This is a genomic window from Streptomyces sp. CA-243310 (genome assembly GCF_050936775.1).
Taxonomy (GTDB): Bacteria; Actinomycetota; Actinomycetes; order Streptomycetales; family Streptomycetaceae; genus Streptomyces.
The window spans coordinates 1,247,061-1,266,605 of record NZ_JBNJMF010000001.1; the positions used below are offsets into that span (position 1 = coordinate 1,247,061).

The 19,545-nt window shown below is 70.9% G+C and carries 19 protein-coding genes and 1 pseudogene; 15 read left to right on the plus strand and 5 right to left on the minus strand.

Going from position 1 to position 19,545, the window contains the following annotated elements; translation table 11 throughout:
- Positions 1–9 precede the first annotated feature (9 nt).
- Positions 10–1,413 carry an APC family permease gene (locus ACQEVM_RS05970; protein WP_433075793.1) on the minus strand — a complete coding sequence of 468 codons (1,404 nt, stop codon included), beginning with the start codon at positions 1,411–1,413 and terminating at the stop codon, positions 10–12.
- An 86-nt stretch (positions 1,414–1,499) separates the two neighbouring features.
- On the opposite strand from ACQEVM_RS05970, the gene ACQEVM_RS05975 reads away from it, so the two are divergent.
- Together ACQEVM_RS05975 and ppgK are read left to right on the plus strand one after the other, a co-directional pair.
- On the plus strand, positions 1,500–2,564 hold the full coding sequence (locus tag ACQEVM_RS05975; RefSeq protein WP_433075795.1) for a 4-hydroxy-3-methylbut-2-enyl diphosphate reductase: 1,065 nt from the start codon (positions 1,500–1,502) through the stop codon (positions 2,562–2,564).
- A gap of 33 nt (positions 2,565–2,597) precedes the next feature.
- Entirely contained in the window at positions 2,598–3,344 is a 747-nt protein-coding gene (gene ppgK / locus ACQEVM_RS05980; protein WP_433075797.1) for a polyphosphate--glucose phosphotransferase, read from the plus strand.
- Positions 3,345–3,437: 93 nt separating this feature from the next.
- Here the strand turns inward: ppgK and ACQEVM_RS05985 are convergent, their stop codons facing one another.
- Positions 3,438–3,935, minus strand: a complete 498-nt coding sequence (locus ACQEVM_RS05985) for a DUF6542 domain-containing protein (protein WP_433075799.1) — start codon at positions 3,933–3,935, stop codon at positions 3,438–3,440.
- A gap of 134 nt (positions 3,936–4,069) precedes the next feature.
- On the opposite strand from ACQEVM_RS05985, the gene ychF reads away from it, so the two are divergent.
- From ychF to ACQEVM_RS06000, 3 genes are all read left to right on the plus strand, one after another.
- Positions 4,070–5,158: a redox-regulated ATPase YchF gene (gene ychF, locus ACQEVM_RS05990; RefSeq protein ID WP_433075801.1), complete on the plus strand. Its 1,089-nt coding sequence runs from the start codon at positions 4,070–4,072 to the stop codon at positions 5,156–5,158.
- 198 nt (positions 5,159–5,356) lie between these two features.
- On the plus strand, positions 5,357–5,638 hold the full coding sequence (locus tag ACQEVM_RS05995; protein WP_433075803.1) for a type II toxin-antitoxin system Phd/YefM family antitoxin: 282 nt from the start codon (positions 5,357–5,359) through the stop codon (positions 5,636–5,638).
- The gene (locus ACQEVM_RS06000) at positions 5,635–5,889 is read left to right on the plus strand and encodes a Txe/YoeB family addiction module toxin (protein WP_433075805.1); all 255 of its coding nucleotides are present in this window, start codon (positions 5,635–5,637) and stop codon (positions 5,887–5,889) included. The genes ACQEVM_RS05995 and ACQEVM_RS06000 overlap by 4 nt, the downstream gene beginning before the upstream one ends.
- Before the next feature lie 28 nt (positions 5,890–5,917).
- Here the strand turns inward: ACQEVM_RS06000 and ACQEVM_RS06005 are convergent.
- Positions 5,918–6,307 (minus strand): annotated as a pseudogene (locus tag ACQEVM_RS06005) (Uma2 family endonuclease); the annotation flags it as partial.
- Between the two features lie 214 nt (positions 6,308–6,521).
- On the opposite strand from ACQEVM_RS06005, the gene ACQEVM_RS06010 reads away from it, so the two are divergent.
- The 3 genes from ACQEVM_RS06010 (at position 6,522) to ACQEVM_RS06020 (ending at position 9,852) form a co-directional block, all read left to right on the plus strand.
- Positions 6,522–7,712: an alpha/beta hydrolase gene (locus ACQEVM_RS06010; RefSeq protein ID WP_433075807.1), complete on the plus strand. Its 1,191-nt coding sequence runs from the start codon at positions 6,522–6,524 to the stop codon at positions 7,710–7,712.
- A gap of 233 nt (positions 7,713–7,945) precedes the next feature.
- Positions 7,946–9,055 (plus strand): alpha/beta hydrolase, encoded by a 1,110-nt coding sequence (locus tag ACQEVM_RS06015; protein ID WP_433079833.1) that lies wholly within the window; start codon positions 7,946–7,948, stop codon positions 9,053–9,055.
- Positions 9,052–9,852 (plus strand): trypsin-like serine peptidase, encoded by an 801-nt coding sequence (locus ACQEVM_RS06020; RefSeq protein WP_433075809.1) that lies wholly within the window; start codon positions 9,052–9,054, stop codon positions 9,850–9,852. The genes ACQEVM_RS06015 and ACQEVM_RS06020 overlap by 4 nt, the downstream gene beginning before the upstream one ends.
- A gap of 71 nt (positions 9,853–9,923) precedes the next feature.
- Here the strand turns inward: ACQEVM_RS06020 and ACQEVM_RS06025 are convergent, their stop codons facing one another.
- Together ACQEVM_RS06025 and ACQEVM_RS06030 are read right to left on the minus strand one after the other, a co-directional pair.
- Positions 9,924–10,760, minus strand: a complete 837-nt coding sequence (locus tag ACQEVM_RS06025) for an isocitrate lyase/PEP mutase family protein (RefSeq protein ID WP_433075811.1) — start codon at positions 10,758–10,760, stop codon at positions 9,924–9,926.
- Between the two features lie 124 nt (positions 10,761–10,884).
- The gene (locus ACQEVM_RS06030) at positions 10,885–11,997 is read right to left on the minus strand and encodes a pyridoxal-phosphate dependent enzyme (RefSeq protein ID WP_433075813.1); all 1,113 of its coding nucleotides are present in this window, start codon (positions 11,995–11,997) and stop codon (positions 10,885–10,887) included.
- 282 nt (positions 11,998–12,279) lie between these two features.
- Between ACQEVM_RS06030 and ACQEVM_RS06035 the strand changes: the two genes are divergently transcribed.
- From ACQEVM_RS06035 to ACQEVM_RS06065, 7 genes are all read left to right on the plus strand, one after another.
- A complete protein-coding gene (locus ACQEVM_RS06035; RefSeq protein WP_433075815.1) occupies positions 12,280–13,851 on the plus strand; it encodes a S8 family peptidase in 1,572 nt (523 codons plus the stop codon).
- Positions 13,852–13,995: 144 nt separating this feature from the next.
- Positions 13,996–15,147, plus strand: coding sequence for a DUF4190 domain-containing protein (locus ACQEVM_RS06040; protein ID WP_433075817.1), 1,152 nt, complete (start codon positions 13,996–13,998; stop codon positions 15,145–15,147).
- Positions 15,148–15,284: 137 nt separating this feature from the next.
- Positions 15,285–16,037: a GntR family transcriptional regulator gene (locus ACQEVM_RS06045; protein WP_433075819.1), complete on the plus strand. Its 753-nt coding sequence runs from the start codon at positions 15,285–15,287 to the stop codon at positions 16,035–16,037.
- A gap of 191 nt (positions 16,038–16,228) precedes the next feature.
- Positions 16,229–17,920 (plus strand): purine-cytosine permease family protein, encoded by a 1,692-nt coding sequence (locus ACQEVM_RS06050; protein WP_433075821.1) that lies wholly within the window; start codon positions 16,229–16,231, stop codon positions 17,918–17,920.
- A 160-nt stretch (positions 17,921–18,080) separates the two neighbouring features.
- Positions 18,081–18,275, plus strand: coding sequence for an SPOR domain-containing protein (locus ACQEVM_RS06055; RefSeq protein ID WP_433075823.1), 195 nt, complete (start codon positions 18,081–18,083; stop codon positions 18,273–18,275).
- Positions 18,276–18,312: 37 nt separating this feature from the next.
- Positions 18,313–18,771, plus strand: a complete 459-nt coding sequence (locus ACQEVM_RS06060; protein ID WP_433075825.1) for a (deoxy)nucleoside triphosphate pyrophosphohydrolase — start codon at positions 18,313–18,315, stop codon at positions 18,769–18,771.
- 213 nt (positions 18,772–18,984) lie between these two features.
- Positions 18,985–19,413: an ATP-binding protein gene (locus tag ACQEVM_RS06065; RefSeq protein ID WP_433075827.1), complete on the plus strand. Its 429-nt coding sequence runs from the start codon at positions 18,985–18,987 to the stop codon at positions 19,411–19,413.
- The last annotated feature ends 132 nt before the right edge of the window (positions 19,414–19,545 follow it).

A 19,545-nucleotide genomic window follows, 5' to 3' on the forward strand; every position in this document is an offset into this window, starting at 1 on the left:
GCACGCAGGCTAACCGCCAGAACCGACACCGTCCCCGGGCCCGGCGACCCGATCCCCGGCGCGTCGGCCCCGCTGGACCACCCACACCCCCAACCCCACCAGCAGCCACACGGCACCCACCAGCTGCGCCGCCCGCGAGGCCTCGACGATCACCGCGACGGTCACGGCCGCGCCCAGCACCGGGATCACCAGGTGCTTGAACCAGTTCGGCGGCCCCTCGCGCCGCTGCACCACGAACCAGCCCACCACCGACGCGTGCAGCAGCGTGAACGCCACCAGCGCCCCGATGTCCACCACCGACACCAGATGGTCCAGCCCGTCGTCCCGCCGGGCCGCCCACACCGCCGCGACCAGCGTCACCGTCGCCGCCACCAACAGCGCCGCCCGCGGGGTCCCGCCCCAGGTCCGAGACAGGACGTGCGGGAGCCGCCGCTCCCGGGCCATGGCGAACAGCAGCCGACCCGCCGCGGCCTGCCCGGCCAACGCCGCGAACGCCGCCCCGATCGCCTTGCTGACCGCCACCAGGTCGTGCAACCAGGACCCGACCGCCGACTCCACCGTGTTGTAGAACGCGGGCCCCTGCGCACCCGGATCGGCCGCCAGCTCCGCCGCCGTCATCGGACTCAGCAGCGCCGCCAGGTAGGTCTGCGCGACGAACAGCACCCCCGTCAGCGCCAGACAGAACAGCACCGCACGCGCCACCTTCGCACTGCCGCCCGTCACCTCCTCCGCGAAGGACGCGATGGCGTCGAAGCCCAGGTACGACAGCACGGCCACCGACACCGCCCCCAGCACGGCCGCCGACGAGAAGCCCAGCGAACCGTCCCCCGTCAACGGCGACAGCCAGCCGCGCCGCGCCCCGCCCTCCGCCAGCGCCACCACCGCCGCGACCAGGAACACCAGCAGCACCACGATCTCCATGGCCAGCACCGCGAAACCCACCCGCGCCGCCGCCCGTACGCCCCACAGGTTCAGCAGGGTGGTCACCACCACCGCCAGCGCCGTCCACACCCACCGGGACACCTCCGGCACCAAGGCGTTCATCGCGATGCCCGAGAACAGGTACGCCACCGCGGGGATCAGCAGGTAGTCGAGCATCGCCATCCACCCGGCGATCAGGCCCGGCCCCTCGCCGAGCCCCTTGCGTGCGTACGTGAAGACCGAACCGGCCTGCGGGGCCACCCGGACCATCTGCGCGTACGAGAACGCCGTGAACGCCATCGCGAACGTCGCGCAGAGGTAGACGAGGGCCACCGCGCCGTGCGACTTGGCATCGAGGGTGCCGAAGATCCCGACCGGGGCCATGGGGGCGATGAACAGCAGCCCGTACACCACCAGATCGCGAAAGCCGAGGCTGCGCCGCAACGTCGCGGGAGCCTCGGACACCGAACCGGAATCCGTCACGGACGCCATCGTTCCTCCGGAGGAGCAGCAGGACAGAGGTTCGACCCAGTCTGTGCCGAACGGGCGACGACCGGCCTGCTGGAGACCCCCGTACGATGGAGCGCATGACTGCTCCCTCCTCTGCTCCCGCTTCCCGCCGCGTCCTGCTCGCCGCCCCGCGCGGATACTGCGCGGGCGTCGACCGAGCCGTGATCGCCGTCGAGAAAGCCCTTGAGCAGTACGGTGCGCCGGTCTACGTGCGCCACGAGATCGTCCACAACAAGTACGTCGTCCAGACGCTGGAGAAGAAGGGCGCCATCTTCGTCGAGCGGACGGAGGAGGTCCCCGAGGGCTCCATCGTGATGTTCTCCGCGCACGGCGTGGCACCCGTCGTCCACGAGGAGGCGGCGCGCGGCAGGCTCGCGACGATCGACGCGACCTGCCCGCTGGTCACCAAGGTCCACAAGGAAGCCATCCGCTACGCCAACGACGACTTCGACATCCTCCTCATCGGCCACGAGGGCCACGAGGAGGTCATCGGCACCTCCGGCGAGGCCCCCGACCACATCACCATCGTGGACGGCCCGGACGACGTCGCCAACGTGCGGGTCCGCGACGAGTCGAAGGTCGTCTGGCTCTCCCAGACCACCCTCTCCGTCGACGAGACCATGGAGACGGTCGACGCCCTGAAGACCAAGTTCCCGCTGCTGGTCTCGCCGCCGAGCGACGACATCTGCTACGCCACCTCGAACCGCCAGGCCGCGGTCAAGGTGATGGGCGCCGACTCCGACCTGGTCATCGTCGTCGGCTCCAAGAACTCCTCGAACTCGATCCGCCTCGTCGAGGTGGCCCTGGACGCCGGCGCGCGCGCCGCCCACCTGGTCGACTTCGCGAGCGAGATCGACGAGGCCTGGCTGGAGGGCGTCACCACCGTCGGCCTCACCTCGGGCGCCTCGGTGCCGGAGGTCCTGGTCGAGGAAGTACTGGAGTGGCTGACGCAGCGCGGCTACGCGGACGTGGAGATCGTCAAGACGGCCGAGGAGTCGATCGTCTTCTCGCTGCCCAAGGAACTCCGCCGCGACCTGCGCGCCGAGGCGGCGGGACTCGTCGCCGGATCCGGGACGACGGGGGCGGCCGGAACGACGGGCGCGACCGGGACGACCGGCGCGACCGAGAAGTAGGCCCTTCGCCGCCGTTTTCTCTACGGTGGTCCCATGCAGATCTTCGGCGTGGACATCGGCGGATCCGGTATCAAGGGCGCTCCCGTGGACCTGGACCGCGGCGAGTTGGCGCAAGAGCGCCACAAGGAACTGACACCACAGCCGGCCACCCCCGACGGGGTGGCCGACCGTGTCGTCGAGGTGGTACGCCACTTCGACTGGAACGGCCCGGTGGGAGTCACCTTCCCGGGCGTCGTCACCGGCGGGGTCACCCGTACGGCCGCCAACATGGACAAGGCCTGGATCGGGGTCGACACGGCGGCCCTGCTGTCGGAGCGCCTGGACGGCCTCGCGGTGACCGTCCTGAACGACGCCGACGCGGCCGGGGTCGCGGAGATGACGTACGGCGCCGGCAAGGGGGTCTCCGGCACCGTCATCCTGCTCACCCTGGGCACCGGCATCGGCAGCGCCCTCTTCACGGACGGCCGACTCGTCCCCAACAGCGAACTGGGCCACCTGGAGCTGCACGGCCACGACGCGGAGAAGCGGGCGTCGGTCAAGGCCAAGGAGGACCACGACCTCACCTGGGAACGCTGGGCGCACCGGCTCCAGAAGTACCTGGAGCACGTGGAGATGCTCTTCTCCCCGGAACTCTTCATCCTGGGGGGCGGCGTCAGCCGCAAGCCGGAGAAGTTCCTGCCCCTGATCGAGGGGATCCGCGCGGAGATCGTGCCGGCGAAGCTCCAGAACAACGCGGGCATCGTCGGAGCGGCGATGGCCGCCCGCGGCGCGTCGACCTAGCGTCTACCTGGCGTCTACCTGGCGTCGACCTGGGCGATCACGGGCTCGGCGGCGGACTCGGGGGCGGCCGTCAGGCCAATGGTCGGGGCGGGCTCAGACCACCCGGCGGGGCATGCGGCGCTTCCCGATCAGCACGGCCTTGCGCACCAGCGCGATCAGGGCCGCGACGACCGTTCCCGCGTACAGCCAACCGGCGTGCAGGGACAACGCCGAGACGATTCCCATCAGCTGCCCGCCGAAGCCGCCGGAACCCCCGGAGACGGGCCAGACCCCGACCGCGAAGGCGATCGGGGCGCTGATGGGGGCGGTGATCAGGTCGGCGGGGCGCACCCAGAGCGCGGTCGTGGCGGCCACGGGCAGGAAGAGCAACCCGTACGCGAAAAGGGACGCGTCGAACAGCAGCCAGACGATCCCCGCGACCACCGCCATCGCCACACACGCGAAGAGCCCGCCACCGAGGCCGGTCAGCCGCGGCCGGGGCAGCCGCCGCCGGGCAGGGGTCGGCTTCGTCGGGCGAGCCGCCCCCGGGGTCTGCTGCCTCGGGATCTGCTCCCGCGGGTGACGTACTGAACGCGCCCTGTAGTGCTCCACCCCACCAAACTAGGCGGGGAGGCCCCCGTCCGAGGGCCCGGACACGCGTACAACGAGCGCCACTCATCGGAAAGTAAACTGTCCGACGGCCCATCCCGGGCCGCCGCCCCCTCCAGCTACGGGAAGTCGCCAACGTGTCGCTCACGATCGGAATCGTCGGCCTGCCGAATGTCGGCAAGTCGACCCTGTTCAACGCCCTGACCAAGAACGACGTGCTGGCGGCCAACTACCCGTTCGCCACCATCGAGCCGAACGTCGGCGTCGTCGGTGTCCCGGACCAGCGGCTGGCCGTCCTCGCGGGCATCTTCGGATCGCAGAAGGTCCTCCCGGCGACCGTCGACTTCGTCGACATCGCGGGCATCGTCCGCGGCGCCTCCGAGGGCGAGGGCCTGGGCAACAAGTTCCTCGCGAACATCCGCGAGTCGGACGCGATCTGCCAGGTCATCCGCGCCTTCAAGGACGAGAACGTCGTCCACGTCGACGGCAAGGTCTCGCCCAAGGACGACATCGAGACCATCAACACCGAGCTGATCCTCGCCGACCTCCAGTCCATCGAGAAGGCGGTGCCGCGCCTGACGAAGGAGTCCCGCCTCCAGAAGGAGAAGGTCGCGGTCCTGGCCGCGGTCGAGAAGGCGCAGAAGATCCTCGAAGAGGGCCACACCCTCTTCTCGCAGGGCATCGGCAAGGGCACGGAGCAGGGCGACCTCCTCCACGAACTGCACCTGCTCACCGTCAAGCCCTTCCTCTACGTCTTCAACGTCGACGAGGACGAGCTGACGGACGACGCCTTCAAGGCCGAGCAGAGCGCCCTGGTCGCCCCGGCCGAGGCGATCTTCCTGAACGCCAAGCTGGAGGCCGAGCTGATCGAGCTCGACGACGAGGAAGCCCTCGAACTCCTCCAGTCGGTCGGCCAGGAAGAGCCGGGCATGGCCACGCTGGGCCGCGTCGGCTTCACCACCCTGGGCCTCCAGACCTACCTGACGGCCGGCCCCAAGGAAACCCGCGCCTGGACCATCAAGAAGGGCGCCACCGCCCCCGAGGCCGCCGGCGTCATCCACACCGACTTCCAGCGCGGCTTCATCAAGGCGGAGATCATCTCCTTCGCCGACCTGGTCGACTGCGGCTCGGTGGCCGAGGCCCGCGCCAAGGGCAAGGCCCGCATGGAAGGCAAGGACTACCTCATGCAGGACGGCGACGTGGTGGAGTTCCGCTTCAACGTGTGAGTGGATGAAATGACACCACGTCGGTGACGTGGCAAACATGCAGGTCAGAAGGGGTCGACTCCGACGGGAGCCGGCCCCTTGCTGTTCCCGTGCTGGGATGGTGCTGGGATTTCTGACCGTCCATCAGGCGTTCGACCCGGCTGGAGGGTGTAGAGAGTGGTACGTTATTAGGTACCACTTGGAAGGAGAGGTCAGGTCATGTCCATAACTGCGAGCGAAGCCCGCAAGGAACTCTTTCCGCTGATCAAGAAGGTCAACGAGAATCACGAGGCCATCGAGATCGTCTCCAAGCACGGCAATGCCGTGCTCGTCTCGGCCGAGGATTACGCGGCGCTGCGCGAGGGTTCGTACCTGCTGCGCTCCCCGGTGAATGCCCGGCGGCTGCTCAAGGCGTACGGGAATGCTCTGGCTCACATCGACGTGTCGGAGCGCGAGCTGATCGATCCCGACTCGGCGGACGTGGGTGCGGGTGCGGGGTGAGGCTTGTCTTCGAGGATCAGGGCTGGGAGGACTACACGTCCTGGCTCAAGAACGACCGCAAGATGCTCGCCCGGATCAACAAGCTCATCGAAGACGTCAGGCGCGACCCGTTCTCGGGCATCGGCAAGCCTGAGCCTTTGAAGTACCACCTGCCTGGTGCGTGGTCGCGACGGATCGACGACGAGCACCGCCTCGTCTACCTGGTGACGAAAAGCGAAGTCATCATCCTCGCAGCCCGGTACCACTACTGACCGCCCGTGCTGACTTGGTGCTGACTTTTCAGCTGCTCCGGGGCGGCGTGAGCTTGCCGAGATCGAGGCTGACCTCGAAGGGCACGGGGCGCCGGAGGGTGTCCCGGAAGATGCCTGCGGGAGCGTAGGTGCCGGTGGGCTCGTCGAGCTCGTGGACATGGACGACGGGTGCCCCGTCCTCGTCCTCGATGCACCAGTAGTGCGGGATGCCGGCCTCCGCGTACTTGCGGAGCTTCACTGTGCGATCGCGATGGGCGGACTCGGGGGAGACCGCCTCCACGACGAGCTTCACGTCCTCCGGGGCGTACCAGGTGCGGTCGGGGTCGTAGGGCAGGTCCGTCAGCAAGAGGTCCGGCTCGGGGCGGTTGCGGGCATCGAGGCGGACAGTCATCTCCCGACCGACCCTGAGGCCCGCCGGGATGCCGCGGCTCACGGCCCGCGGCTCACGCCGGAGGGTCGTCCCCCCCGCTCTCCGGCGGCTTGCTCCGCGGTTCCGGGGGTTCGGCGTGCGGTGATTCCGGTCATGTTTTCGTCTGGGGCGGAACTCCCGGCAGTTCTCGTACATCAGGACTGAAGGGATGCCCAGCCGTTCTGTCCCGTCGGGGCAGCCATGATCGTTCGGAGCGAAGTCCGTGCACCAGTACCCGCAGCGCCCGCGGTCTGATGACCAGCCGTACGGTCCGGACCCGTCGGCCTCGTTCCCGCCGCCCCCTTGGGGGGAGCCCGGCCGCGAGCCCGAGCGGGCGCGCGGGTCGCGGCGTTCCCGGCGGGCCCTGTGGGTCGGCGTGCCCCTGGTCCTCGTGGTGCTCCTCGGCGCCGGCGGGTTCGCCGCCTGGAAGAACGAGTGGTTCTCCGGCAACGGGGAGAGCGTCAGCTTCGGCAAGGACGCCCCGGCGGCGGTCGGGTCCGGCGACCCGAAGCCCGGCGGTTCCCCCATCGCCCCGGTGCAGCCGACCGGTGATCCGGACGTGTCGCTGCCCGCCGGGCCGAGGTCCGACTTCAAGCAGACCGCCAAGCTCGACGACGGCACGATCATCGCCAAGACCCGTCTCGCCGGCGCCAAGTCCGGATTCGACGGGGACGTCTGGGTGTGGACGCCGAAGGAGTACGGCGAGAAGGAGTACGAGAAGAGCGCCTTCCCGGTGCTCATCGCGCTCCCCGGGGGCAACGGCTTCCCGGCGAACTACTGGGCCGACCGCAGCCTGGGTCTCCAGAAGGCCGTCAGCGAGGGCGTCCGGGCCGGCACGAGCCTGCCGTTCATCCTGGTCATGCCCGTACTCAACCCGGACAACAAGTACTACTACGATGGTGCGGACATACCGGGCCGGCCCAAGATGGGCACGTGGCTCGCCGAGGACGTACCGGACTTCGCCCGCGCCAACTTCCGTACGTACAAGTCCCGCGACGGCTGGGCCTTCATGGGCTCCTCCTCCGGCGCCTTCGTCGGGATGAAGCAGGTCCTCGAGCACCCGGACAGGTTCAAAGCCGTGATCGCCAGTGGTGGCGAGATCGTTCCCGACTCCCCGCTCTGGAAGGGTCACCAGGCGGAGATGGACGCGAACAATCCGGAGAGGCTCGCCCAGAAGCTGATCGATGCCAACGGCCCGGAGGTCTACATCAACTTCCAGGTCGGGACGAAGGAGACGGGCAAGGACCGGATGCTCCGGTTCCAGCAGGAGTACGGCAAGGGGCCCGTCAAGATCACCATCCGGGACATCCAGAACGGCGAGCACAACGGCTGGCACTACGTGCGCGGCATGAAGGAAGGCTCGCTGGAATGGATCAGCAAGGTGATGAAGGGCCCGAAGCCGGAAGCCGGGTGACCCACCCCGGCCCCGACGGCCCCCGGCCCCCGTGCCCGAGGGGTCCGCACACCGGTCGGGGTCCGCACACCGGTCGGGTCCGCACACCGGTCCGGGTGGCGGGCGCCACGTCGCCCCGCTCCCAGGCAACCCATCACGTCGTTCACAACTCTGACAGGTGTGCAAGGGGGGACCTGTCGGTCCGACCGGCGCTCGGTGCGAGCGCAGGAGAAGGAACGGGAAAAGAATCCGTGCTGCAAGAACAACAACGTGACGCCGACCATTCGACCGATGGACGGCATCTCGCGACCGACGGACGACGTCGCCCCGGGAGGCGCCTGGCCCTGATCGGCGGCGCCGTCGCCGCGGCCCTCGCGGGGGGCGGCGCGGCGGCGTACGCGTTCGGCGTCTTCTCGGACATAGGGGATCCGGTGGCCTTCGGCGCGTCCCACGAGCCGGCCGCGGCCACCGGGGACGTCACGCCGGGCGTGCGGATGCCCACCGGTCCGAGGGCCTCGTTCGTCCGCAGTTCCCGGCTGCCGGACGGCACCCAGATCGCCCAGACGACCCTCACCGGCGCGAAGTCGGGATTCAAGGGCGACGTGTGGGTGTGGGCGCCGAAGGAGTACGACGACCCTCGGTACGCCAAGAGCGCCTTCCCGGTCCTGATCTCGCTCCCCGGCGGTCGCGGCTACCCCAAGAACTACTGGGGGACGGGCCCCGGCCTCGGTCTTCAGCAGGCCGTGAGCGACGGGGTGAAGACCGGTACCAGCCTGCCGTTCATCCTCGTCATGCCGGTGATCAACGCGGACACCAAGCACCACTTCGACGGCTCGGACATTCCCGGCCAGCCGAAGATGGGCACCTGGATGGCCGAGGACATCCCCGATTTCACGCGGGCCAATTTCCGCACCTTCGACTCGCGTGACGGCTGGGCCTTCATGGGCTCCTCCTCCGGCGGCTTCGGTGCGCTCAAGCACGTCCTGAAGTTCCCCGACCGCTTCAAGGCGGTGATCGCCAGCGGAGTGGACATGGTCCCCGATTCCCCGCTCTGGAAGGGGAACAAGCAGGCCATGGACGAGAACAACCCGGAGAAGCTGGCCGCGAAGCTGATCAAGGAGGGTGGCCCGGACGTCTACGTCAACTTCCAGATCGGCACCAAGGAGAGCGGTCGCGCTCTCGCCGAGAAGTTCATGAAGGCCTACGGGAAGGGCCCCGTGCACACCCGCCTCCAGGTGATCCAGGATGGTGAGCACAACGGAAAGTCGTACGTACGCGGCATGAAGGAGGGCTCCCTCGCGTGGATCAGCAAGGTGATGGCCGCGCCGACCCCGACCAGCGTGGGCGCGCCCGAGGCGAGATGAGCACGAGGGCGAAGGGCGTGTCCGCGGCAGCGGCCGCCGGGATCGCCGCGGTGTTCGCCGCCGTGTTCGCCCTCGGATTCCTCAAGCCGTTCCAGGAGCGGCCGATGCACCCCTTCCCCACCGTCGGGGTGCTCACGGCCAACGGGGAACACTGGTGCACGGCGAGCGTCGTCGACAGCCCCGAGGGGAACGTCGTCGCCACCGCCGCGCACTGCGTGGTCCCCGCCGGCGAGGACGGGGTGCCCGGCCAGGTCGCGCACGACGGCCTCGCCATCGGCGCGCTCGCCTTCGCCCCCGCCTTCTCCGGCGAGGGCGACGGCCATCCGCCCCTCGGCGTGTGGAAGGTCCGCTCGGTCCACGTCGACGACCGTTGGAGGAAGTGGGGCGACGACACCGTCGACTTCGCCTTCCTCACCGTCGAGCCGGACGGGAACGGGCGCAGCCTCCAGGACCGGATCGGCCGCAGCGAGGCACCGAAGGCCGACTGGACCTCCGGGTACGAACGGGACGTCACCGTCGTCGGCTACCCGGAGTCCGGGCACAACCCGCGGAACCAGCCCGTCTCCTGCACCACCCAGACCCGGCACGACGAGGACGACCCCGACATGCTGTACATCGCCTGCGCGGGTTTCTGGACGGGGACGAGCGGCAGCCCCTGGATCGCCGACCGGGGCGGGGCGGGGCAGCCGGGCCGGTTGATCGGGGTGCTGAGCGGCGGGGACACGGACGTGGACTCCACGGCGGCGCTGTACGACGAGCGCGCCAAGGCGCTGTACGAGAGCGCCGCGCGCGGCTGACCTGCCCCCCGGCCCCGAACCCTGCCCCCCGGCCCCGGTCCCGAGTCCGGCCCCCGGTCCCGGCCCGGCGCTCAGCCCTTGAGCAGGGCGTTCAACTCGCCGTAGGGGAGGGACCCGGCGAGGGAGGTGTACGTGCCCTCCCGGAGCAGCTCCTCCGCGGCGCGGCGGACGACGGCGTACGCCGCCTCGGCCACCCACGACCCGAGGGAGACCCGGGCGACGCCGAGGGCGCCGAGTTCCGCCACCGAGGGGGCGCCCGGGCCGACGAGGACGTTGAGCGGGGCGCCGATGCCCTTGGCGAGCTCGGCGACGGTGGCGGGATCGGTGACACCGGGGACGAAGATTCCGGTGGCCCCGGCCTCCAGGTAGGCGGCGGCGCGCCTCAGGGTCTCGTCGAGCCGGCCACCCGGTTCCCCGAGGCCGAAGAGGTACGTGTCCACGCGGGCGTTGACGTAGAGCGGGACGCCCGCCGTCTCGGCGGCGGCGCGGGCCGCGGCCAGCCGCTCCGCGTGATCGGCGGGCGCCCGGTGTCCGTCCTCGATGTTGATCCCGACCGCGCCGGCGGCCAGTACCCCGGCCACGGTCTCCGCCACCCCGGCGGGGTCGGTGCCGAAGCCGCCCTCGATGTCCGCGGTGACGGGCACCGACACGGCGGCGGCGACCCGGGCGACGAGGTCCAGGGCGCGGTCCCGGGCCAGGGCGTCCCCGTCGGGCGCGCCGAGGGACCAGGCGACCCCGGCGCTGGTGGTGGCGACGGCGGCCCCGCCGGCCGCCTCGACGAGACGGGCACCGGCCACGTCCCAGGCGTTGGCCAGGGCGAGGGGGGCGGCGGGGGTGTGCAGGCCGGCGAAGGCGGTGGCACGGGCGACCTGGGCGGCCCGGCGGGCGGGATCGAGGGTGTCGTTCATGGGGCCAGTCCAGCAGCCGGGCCGGTCGGCGGCCGGCGAATTTCCGCCACGATGCCCGGCAGGCACGGCCGGGCGGCGTAACGGCCGCGTGGCGGCCCGGCCGGGCGGGGTAACGGTCGGGCGGTCAGGGGGCCAGGCCCGTCTTGGCGCCCGCGCCGCAGAGGGGGACGACCGCCGTACGGCCCTGGAGCGGGTCCGAGGGGGCGCCCGGCGCGACGGCCGCCCAGCAGGCCGCCGCCGTCGGCTCGACGAACAGGCCCCGCGCCGCCAGGTCCCGCTGGGCCGCCCGCAGCCGTTCCTCCGACACCGTCACGAAGGTCCCGCCGGACTTGCGGACCGCCGCGAGGATCTGCCGGGCGCGCGGCGGCGCCGGGATGGCGATCCCCTCGGCCAGAGTGGGCCGTTGCGGCACCGGGGCGGCTTCCTCGGCGCCCGCGTGGAAGGCTGCCGCCAGCGGGGACACCTCCTGTGCCTGCACCGCGATGAGGGCGGGCGGCCGTACCCCGCGCCGGGCCAGCTCCTCCGCGGCCAGCGCGGCCCCGAGCAGCAGGGTGCCGTTGCCCACGGGGACCACCAGGGCCTCCGGCAGCCGGCCGCCCAGCTCCTCCCAGACCTCGTACGCGTACGTCTTGGTTCCCTGGAGGAAGTACGGGTTGAAGACGTGGCTCGCGTAGAAGACCCCCGGCTCGTCCGCCACCGCCCGGGCGGCCTCGGCGGTGGCCTCGCGGCCGCCCGACACCACTCGGACGGTCGCCCCGTGCGCCCGCATCTGCGCGGTCTTCTTCTCCGAGGTGCCCTCGGGCACGAAAACTTCACAACTCAGGCCGGCGCGGGCGCAGTAGGCCGCGACGGACGTTCCGGCGTTGCCGCTGCTGTCGGCGATGACGCGCTCCGGCCCCAGTCGCCGGGCCAGTTCCACGAGCATGACCGCGCCCCGGTCCTTGAAGGACAGCGTGGGCATCAGGAAGTCGAGTTTGGCGTGAATCCGCTCCACGAGCGGAACGAGCGGAGTGTTGCCCTCCGCGAGGGTGACGGAGAACGCCCCCGGCAGGGGGAGCGCGGCGCCGTAGCGCCACAGCGAGTTGGGCCCGGCCGACGGTTCCAGCGGGCCGGCCGGATCGGGTGTGAAGTCGAGGTCCCAGGGTCCGGCGCACACCGGGCAGCACCACGGCGCCGTGCGGACGTCGGCACGGGTGCCGTCGTCGGGGCAGACGTAACCAGGCAGTGCGTGCGTCATGTGCGGTACGCCTTTGCTCTTTCATGGCCGTTGTATGGCACGGATGTTACGCGTCCGTTGCCCTCTTGTGGGATGGCGAGAGGGTGGGTCAACCTTTCGGAGGCGACGGTCCGTTCGACTCGGCGGCTTGTCATGGCCATGCCTTTCCGGGCCCTGTTCCACGCGTGTCCCGCCACACCCGTAACGCCCCCTGCACCCGTACCGCCACACCCACACCCACACCGCATCGCACCCACGCACCGCACCCCCCGCAGCGCACCACCTATGAGGAGGACCCCTCACATGTCCGTGATGCGTCACACCCGCCGGAAGATCGCCGGCATCAGCGCCACAGCCGTCGTGGCCCTCGTGCTCGCCGCCGCCGCCGCGTTACCCGCCTCGGCGGCGGACGGCCCCCGGGGCGTCATCGAGAACGCCGGCGCCGCGGGCGCCGTCCCCGGCAGCTACATCGTGACCTTGAACGACTCGGCCGCCCGCTCCACCGCGGACAGCGGGAAGGCCGTCGCCGAGCGGTACGGGGCCAGGATCGACCGGACCTACAGCGCCGCCCTCAACGGCTACTCCGTCGAGGTCTCCGAGGCGCAGGCCAGGAAGCTCGCCGCCGACCCGGCGGTCAAGTCCGTCGTCCAGAACCGCACCTTCACCGTCGACGCCACCCAGCCCAACCCGCCGTCGTGGGGGCTGGACCGCATCGATCAGCGGGCGCTCCCGCTCGACAACAGCTACACGTACCCGGACAAGGCCGGCGAGGGCGTCACGGCGTACGTCATCGACACCGGCGTCCGGATCTCGCACACCGACTTCGGTGGCCGCGCCTCCTACGGCTACGACGCCATCGACAACGACAACACCGCCCAGGACGGTCACGGCCACGGCACCCACGTCGCCGGCACCGTCGGCGGCACGGCGTACGGGGTCGCCAAGAAGGCCAGGATCGTCGGCGTTCGCGTCCTCAACAACCAGGGCTCGGGCACCACGGCGCAGGTCGTCGCCGGCATCGACTGGGTGACCCGCAACGCCGTCAAGCCGGCCGTGGCCAACATGTCGCTCGGCGGCGGCGCCGACTCCGCCCTCGACACCGCCGTCCGCAACTCGATCGCGGCCGGCATCACCTACGCCGTCGCGGCCGGCAACGAGTCCACCGACGCGAGCACCAAGTCCCCGGCGCGCGTCGCCGAGGCGATCACGGTCGGCGCCACCACCAACACCGACGCGAAGGCGAGCTACTCCAACCACGGCTCCGTCCTCGACCTCTTCGCGCCGGGCTCCTCGATCACCTCCTCGTGGGGCACCGGGGACACCGCCACGAACACCATCTCCGGCACCTCGATGGCCTCGCCGCACGTGGCGGGCGCCGCGGCCCTGTACCTGTCGCAGAACCCGGCGAGCACCCCGGCGCAGGTCTCGGCCGGCCTGGTGGCCGCCGCCACCCCGAACGTGGTCACCGGCGCCGGCAGCGGCTCCCCGAACCGCCTGCTGAACGTGGGGAACTCCACCACCCCGCCGAACCCGGGCACCCGCTTCGAGAACCTGACCGACCACGCGATCAACGACAACTCCACCGTCGAGTCGCCGATCACCGTCAGCGGGATCTCCGGCAACGCCCCGGCCACCCTCGGCGTGCCGGTGGACATCAAGCACACCTACGTCGGTGACCTCAAGGTCGACCTCGTCGCCCCCGACGGCACCGTCTACAACCTGCGCAACCGCACCGGCGGCAGCGCGGACGACATCGTCCAGACCTTCACCGTGAACGCCTCCTCCGAGGTCGCCAACGGCGTCTGGAAGCTCCGCGTCGCGGACCTCGCGGGCGCGGACACGGGGAAGATCGACTCCTGGGCGCTGCAGTTCTGACCGGGCGCCCCTGAGGAGGGGCGGGCCGTGCGGGGAGACCCGTGCGGCCGTGCGATGAACCGCGGGGGCGACCACAGGGCGGTCGCCCCCGCTGCGTACTATTCGCGCATTCGTTCGCGCCCTTGTGATGGAGCACCACGCCTCGTGACCTACCCGCCCCCGCCGACCCCTCCCACCGGTCCGGCCAATCCGTGGGCCCCGCCCTCCTCGCAGGCCCTGTGGGGCCCGCCCCCGCCCCAGGGGCCGCCGGCGCTGAACGGCTTCGCCCTCGCCTCGCTGCTGGTCGGCCTGCTCTGCCTGCCGCCGCTGGGCATCGTCTTCGGCGTCGTGGCGCTGGTGCAGATCGCGCGGAAGCGGGAGCGCGGCAGGGCGCTGGCCGTCGTGGGCCTGGTCGTCTCCGTGGTGATGACCGTGGTCGCGGCCTTCGTCACGCAGCAGTACGCGGACTCCTTCTCCCGGTTCCCGGACTCCTCGGTGGTCGCGCGCGACGACGTGGAGGGCTCCCGGACCGCCATCGACGACATGACGCCGGGCGACTGCTTCAACGTCCCGGGCGGCGATCTCCTGAAGCAGTCCCCCTTCGTCCGCGCGGTCGACTGCACGGAGGCGCACCACGCCGAGGTGACCTCCTCGACCCTCCTGGACGACGGCCCCTTCCCGGGCGACGAGGAACTGGAGTCCACCGCGACGGACCTCTGCTGGGAGGCGCAGGACGCGTACGCGATGGACACGTGGGCAGTGCCCGCCTATGCCGAGATGTACTACTTCGTCCCGACGCGCGCGCTGTGGCGCGAGGGTGACCGGCGTCTGCTGTGCGTCATCGGCACGTCGAGTGAGGAACACCGGGGCAGCCTGCGCAAGGATGCCGGGATGCTGACACCGGAGCAGGTGGAGTTCCTGCGGGCGATGAACGGGGTCGACAAGGCCTTCGCGCGCCAACCGGAGGGCGGTCCCGAAGAGGCGCTGTCCGAGTGCCGCGCCTGGGCCCGGGAGGTCGACACGGCGCTCGCCGCGCAGGCCGCGCTGTTGCGACGCGTCTCGGGGCGGCCCGGGGTCGGCGCCGCGGCGGGCGCGCAACTGGGGGAGGTCGAGGCGGCGCGCAAGGAGTGGCAGCGCGCGGCGAGGGCGACGAAGCCAGCCGACTTCGACGAGGCGTGGGACCGGGCGGTGTGGTCGCTCGACGTCGACACGGAGAAGGAACTGCGCGGGGCGTACGGGCTTTCGACGCGCGTTCCGGACTGGTTGGCGGACCCGGGGGTCGAGGATTCGAGGGGTCCGTCGCGGGAGTCGACCTGAGGGCTTCCGTGTAACGCGCGGTAACGGGTTTGAGTGAGCTGGCTTCATCACTTCGAGTGAAACTCTGGCCCTTGCTTGCGGTGCACAACCGTCGGTTGCCAGGGTGTAGCTGTCTGTCAACCTGATGGGAGTGGCCAGTGACTTTCGGTGAGCAGCCGGCCTATCTGCGCGTCGCCGGGGATCTGCGACAAAAGATCGTCGATGGGTCCCTGCCCCCGCATGCCCGGCTCCCCTCGCAAGCCCGGATCCGCGAGGAGTACGGGGTCTCCGACACCGTGGCGCTGGAGGCGCGCAAGGTCCTCATGGCGGAGGGGCTCGTCGAGGGCCGGTCCGGATCCGGTACGTACGTTCGCGAACAGCTCGTGCCCCGGCGGGTCGCCCGCTCCGGCTACCGCACGGGGGGCGCCTCCACGCCCTTCCGGCAGGAGCAGGCGGAGTCGGGCGCCCGCGGCACCTGGGAGTCCGGCAGCGAGCAGACGGAGGCCTCGGCCGACATCGCGGCGCGACTGGGCATCGAGCCGGGGGACCGGGTCATGCGCACCCGGTACGTCTTCCGCGACGCGGGGGAGGCGATGATGCTGTCGACCTCCTGGGAGCCGCTGGCCGTCACCGGTCGGACGCCCGTGATGCTGCCGGAGGAGGGCCCGTTGGGCGGGTCCGGGGTGGTGGACCGGATGGCCGCGATCGACGTCGTCGTGGACAACGTGGTGGAGGAGGTCGGGGCGCGGCCCGGTCTCGCGGAGGAGATCCTCTCCCTGGGCGGGGTGCCCGGGCACGTGGTGCTGGTGGTGAGCCGCACCTACTTCGCCTCCGGGCTGGCCGTGGAGACCGCCGACGTCGTGGTCCCGGCGGACCGCTACCGCCTGGCCTACCACCTGCCGGTGCGGTGACCGGCAGGTTCGGCGACCGGGCCGGGGGCGGAGCCAGAGGCCGCCGGTCGAGGGGCCCGGAGGCGGCACCGGAAGGCGGACAGCCGGTACCGGACCGTTAACCGGGCGGTGACCTGAGAGCCCGGGGCGTAACCCCCGGGCAACGCCGCCGTGTGACGGGGGGTCACATGTCGGCCCTACCGTCCGGCAGTATGACCGAGACCGCCGCGCCCCCGCAGTCGCCGCCCCGTCGGAGCTACGCCAGACTCGCCGCCGACGAGAGCCGCGAGGACTACTCCCTCCGCTACGCCCCGCACGCGTTCCGCCGCTGGAGCCCCGGCACCGTCGCCGGCACGGCGCTCGGCGGGATCGCGTACCTCGCCGACTTCGCCATCGGCGCCTCCATCGTCTTCGCCTACGGATTCACCAGCGGACTCGCCGCGATCCTGGCCGCCGCCACCGTCATCTTCCTCACCGGCATCCCGATCGCCCGCGCCTGCGCCACGTACGGCCTGGACATGGACCTGGTGACGCGCGGCGCGGGCTTCGGGTACTTCGGATCCACCCTCACCTCGCTCATCTACGCCTCCTTCACCTTCATCTTCTTCGCCCTCGAAGGCTCGATCATGGCCCAGGCCATGCACCAGGCCGTCGGCCTGCCGCTCCAGGTCGGGTACCTGATCACCACGCTCATCGTGATCCCGATCGTCTTCAAGGGCATGGGCGCCCTCGCCAAGGTCCAGGCCTGGACCCAGCCCGTCTGGTTGATCGGGCTCGTGCTGCCCTTCCTCGTGCTCGCCTTCCACGCCCCCGGCTCCTGGGGTGCGTTCGCCGACTTCGGCGGCACCGAGGGCGCCGGCTCCGGCTTCTCCTGGATCGGCTTCGGCTTCGGGACGGGCATCGCGCTCTCGCTCATCGCGCAGATCGGGGAACAGGCCGACTACCTGCGGTTCATGCCCGCCAAGACCCCGGCCAACAGCCGCCGGTGGAACCTGGCCGTCCTCGCGGCCGGTCCCGGCTGGGTGATCATCGGCGCGGCCAAGCAGCTCGGCGGCGCGTTCCTCGCCTTCGTCGCGCTCGAAGCGGTCGGCACGACCCACGCCCTGGAGCCGATCGCCCCGCAGATCGAGGCCCTGCGACCGTGGCTCGGCGGATTCGCCCTGCCGGCCGCCGCGCTGTTCGTGATCGTCTCCCAGATCAAGATCAACGTCACCAACGCCTACAGCGGTTCGCTGTCCTGGTCGAACTTCTTCTCCCGCGTCACCCACCGCCACCCGGGCCGGGTCTGGTACATCTTCCTCAACCTCGGCATCGCGCTGACGCTGATGGAGCTGGACATGTTCTCCATGCTCGGCAAGCTGCTGGGCTTCTACTCCAACGTCGGCATCGCCTGGATCGTCGCCGTCGCGGCCGACCTCGTCATCAACAAGCGACTCGGACTCAGCCCGCCCTGCATCGAGTTCAAGCGCGCCTATCTGTACGCGGTCAACCCGGCGGGTTTCGGCGCGATGGTGATCGCCTCGACCGTCTCGATCCTTGCGTTCTTCGGGCTCTTCGGGACCGGTCCCGAAGCCTTCTCGACCTTCATCGCCGCCGGACTGTCCCTCGTGCTCTGCCCGTTGATCGCCTGGACGACCAGGGGCAAGTACTACCTGGCCAGGCCGAACGGGGTGAACGGCCCCGGCGTCGAGGTCCCGGACATCACCGCCACGCACACCTGTTCCGTCTGCGAGACGGCGTACGAACTCCCCGACATCGCCGATTGTCCCGTCCAATCCGGGCCGATCTGCTCGCTCTGCTGCTCCCTCGACGCGACCTGCGGGGACGTCTGCCGCAAGGGCGCGAAGGAGGGGGCGGCCGGGGGTGCGGTGGCGCTTCCGATGCCGGTCGTGCGCCGGATCTGAGCCGGGTCGCACGGCGCACCCGTACGCATGGCCGGATGCGTACGCCTGTGAGGTACCTCTTCGTGAAAAACCGTATCCGCTCAGTAAAGGTCGGGCGTAAGCTCGGGCATATGCGCAATGCGGTTTCCCGGGCAGGTACATCGGCGGAGGGTGAAACGCGATGAACGACAGCGGTGCCCTGCTCCCGTGGCTGGTCATACGTCAGGACGACAACGGCAACCGCTACCGGGTGGGCCGGTACCCCACCCGGGCCGAGGCCCAGAAGGTCATCGACAGCCTCGACGACCGAGCGCACAAGCAGCTCTACTGGGTCGAGCGGGTGGCTCAGGGCAGCCAGGCCACCACGAGGAACTGAGCGTCGGGCCGTCGACGCACTGGCATAGGCTCCGTCCATGACTGTACGAGTGGTCGTGGGCGGGGCCCTTTGTCGTGACGGGCGCCTGCTGGCCGCCCGCCGCAGCGCGCCGCCCGAGCTGGCCGGCCGGTGGGAGCTCCCGGGCGGCAAGACCGAACCGGGCGAGTCCGTCCCCGAGGCCCTGGTGCGCGAACTGCGCGAGGAGCTGGGCGTGGAGGCCGAGGCGCTGGAGCGCCTCCCGGGGGAGTGGCCGTTGCGCCCCGACCTGGTCCTGCACGTGTGGACCGCCGGACTGCTGTCCGGGGAGCCGGCCCCGCTGGAGGACCACGACGAACTGCGCTGGCTCCGGCCGGACGAGCTGGACTCCGTGGACTGGCTCGACCAGGACCGCCCGGCGGTCGAGGAGATCGGACGCCGACTGCGCGCGTCCCCCGACCGGGCGGACGGACCGGCGCGCGGACCGGCGGACGGACCGACCGGCGCACGCGCGCTCTGATCGGGCGGGCGCGCGGACGGCTCGCCGGGCGACCGGGTCCTCGGTCTGTGAGGCTTGAGCTGTAGGCCGTATGCGCCACGCCGGGCCGGCGCAGGGGAAAGGAGTGGTACGACGCCCTGAATATCGGGTATGTCGCTATTAATCACATCTCATCTTCATCTCGTCCCCCTATCGTCCCTGCTGAATCCGACTGGGGTCGTCCCGGCCCGGGAAGTGATCGGCGTGATCGACACAGACGGTGAATGCGCCGAGTGGGCCTTCCCCGCCGAACCCGGCAGCGTGCGCACCGCCCGTCACGCCGTGCGCGGCAAGCTCCGGGCCTGGGGCCTGGACTCCGTCGGAGACGTGACCGTCCTGCTGGTCAGCGAGCTCGTCACCAATTCCCTGCGCTACGCCTCCGGCCCCATCGGGGTCCGGCTCGAACGACGCGATTCGGCCGCCGAGGACGCGCCCGCGAGTCCGGCACTTCTCGTGGAGGTTTCCGATCCGCTTCCGGACCCGCCCCGGGAGCGCGTCGCCACGCCGGAGGACGAAGGGGGGCGCGGGCTGCACCTGGTGTCCGTCTCGGCGCAGCGTTGGGGGACCCGGCACGGGAAGTCGGGCAAGACTGTGTGGTTCGAGTTGGCACTTCCTGGTGAGTAACAAAGGGAAGGGTGGCCGGCGATCACCGGAGGTGGCTCGAAACAGTCGGGACCTTTTTGTGATCGTGAACGCCATGCGGGCCGGGGCCGTGGTGCTGAATACTTCGGTCATGGCCGGTCCGGTTGCGGTGAG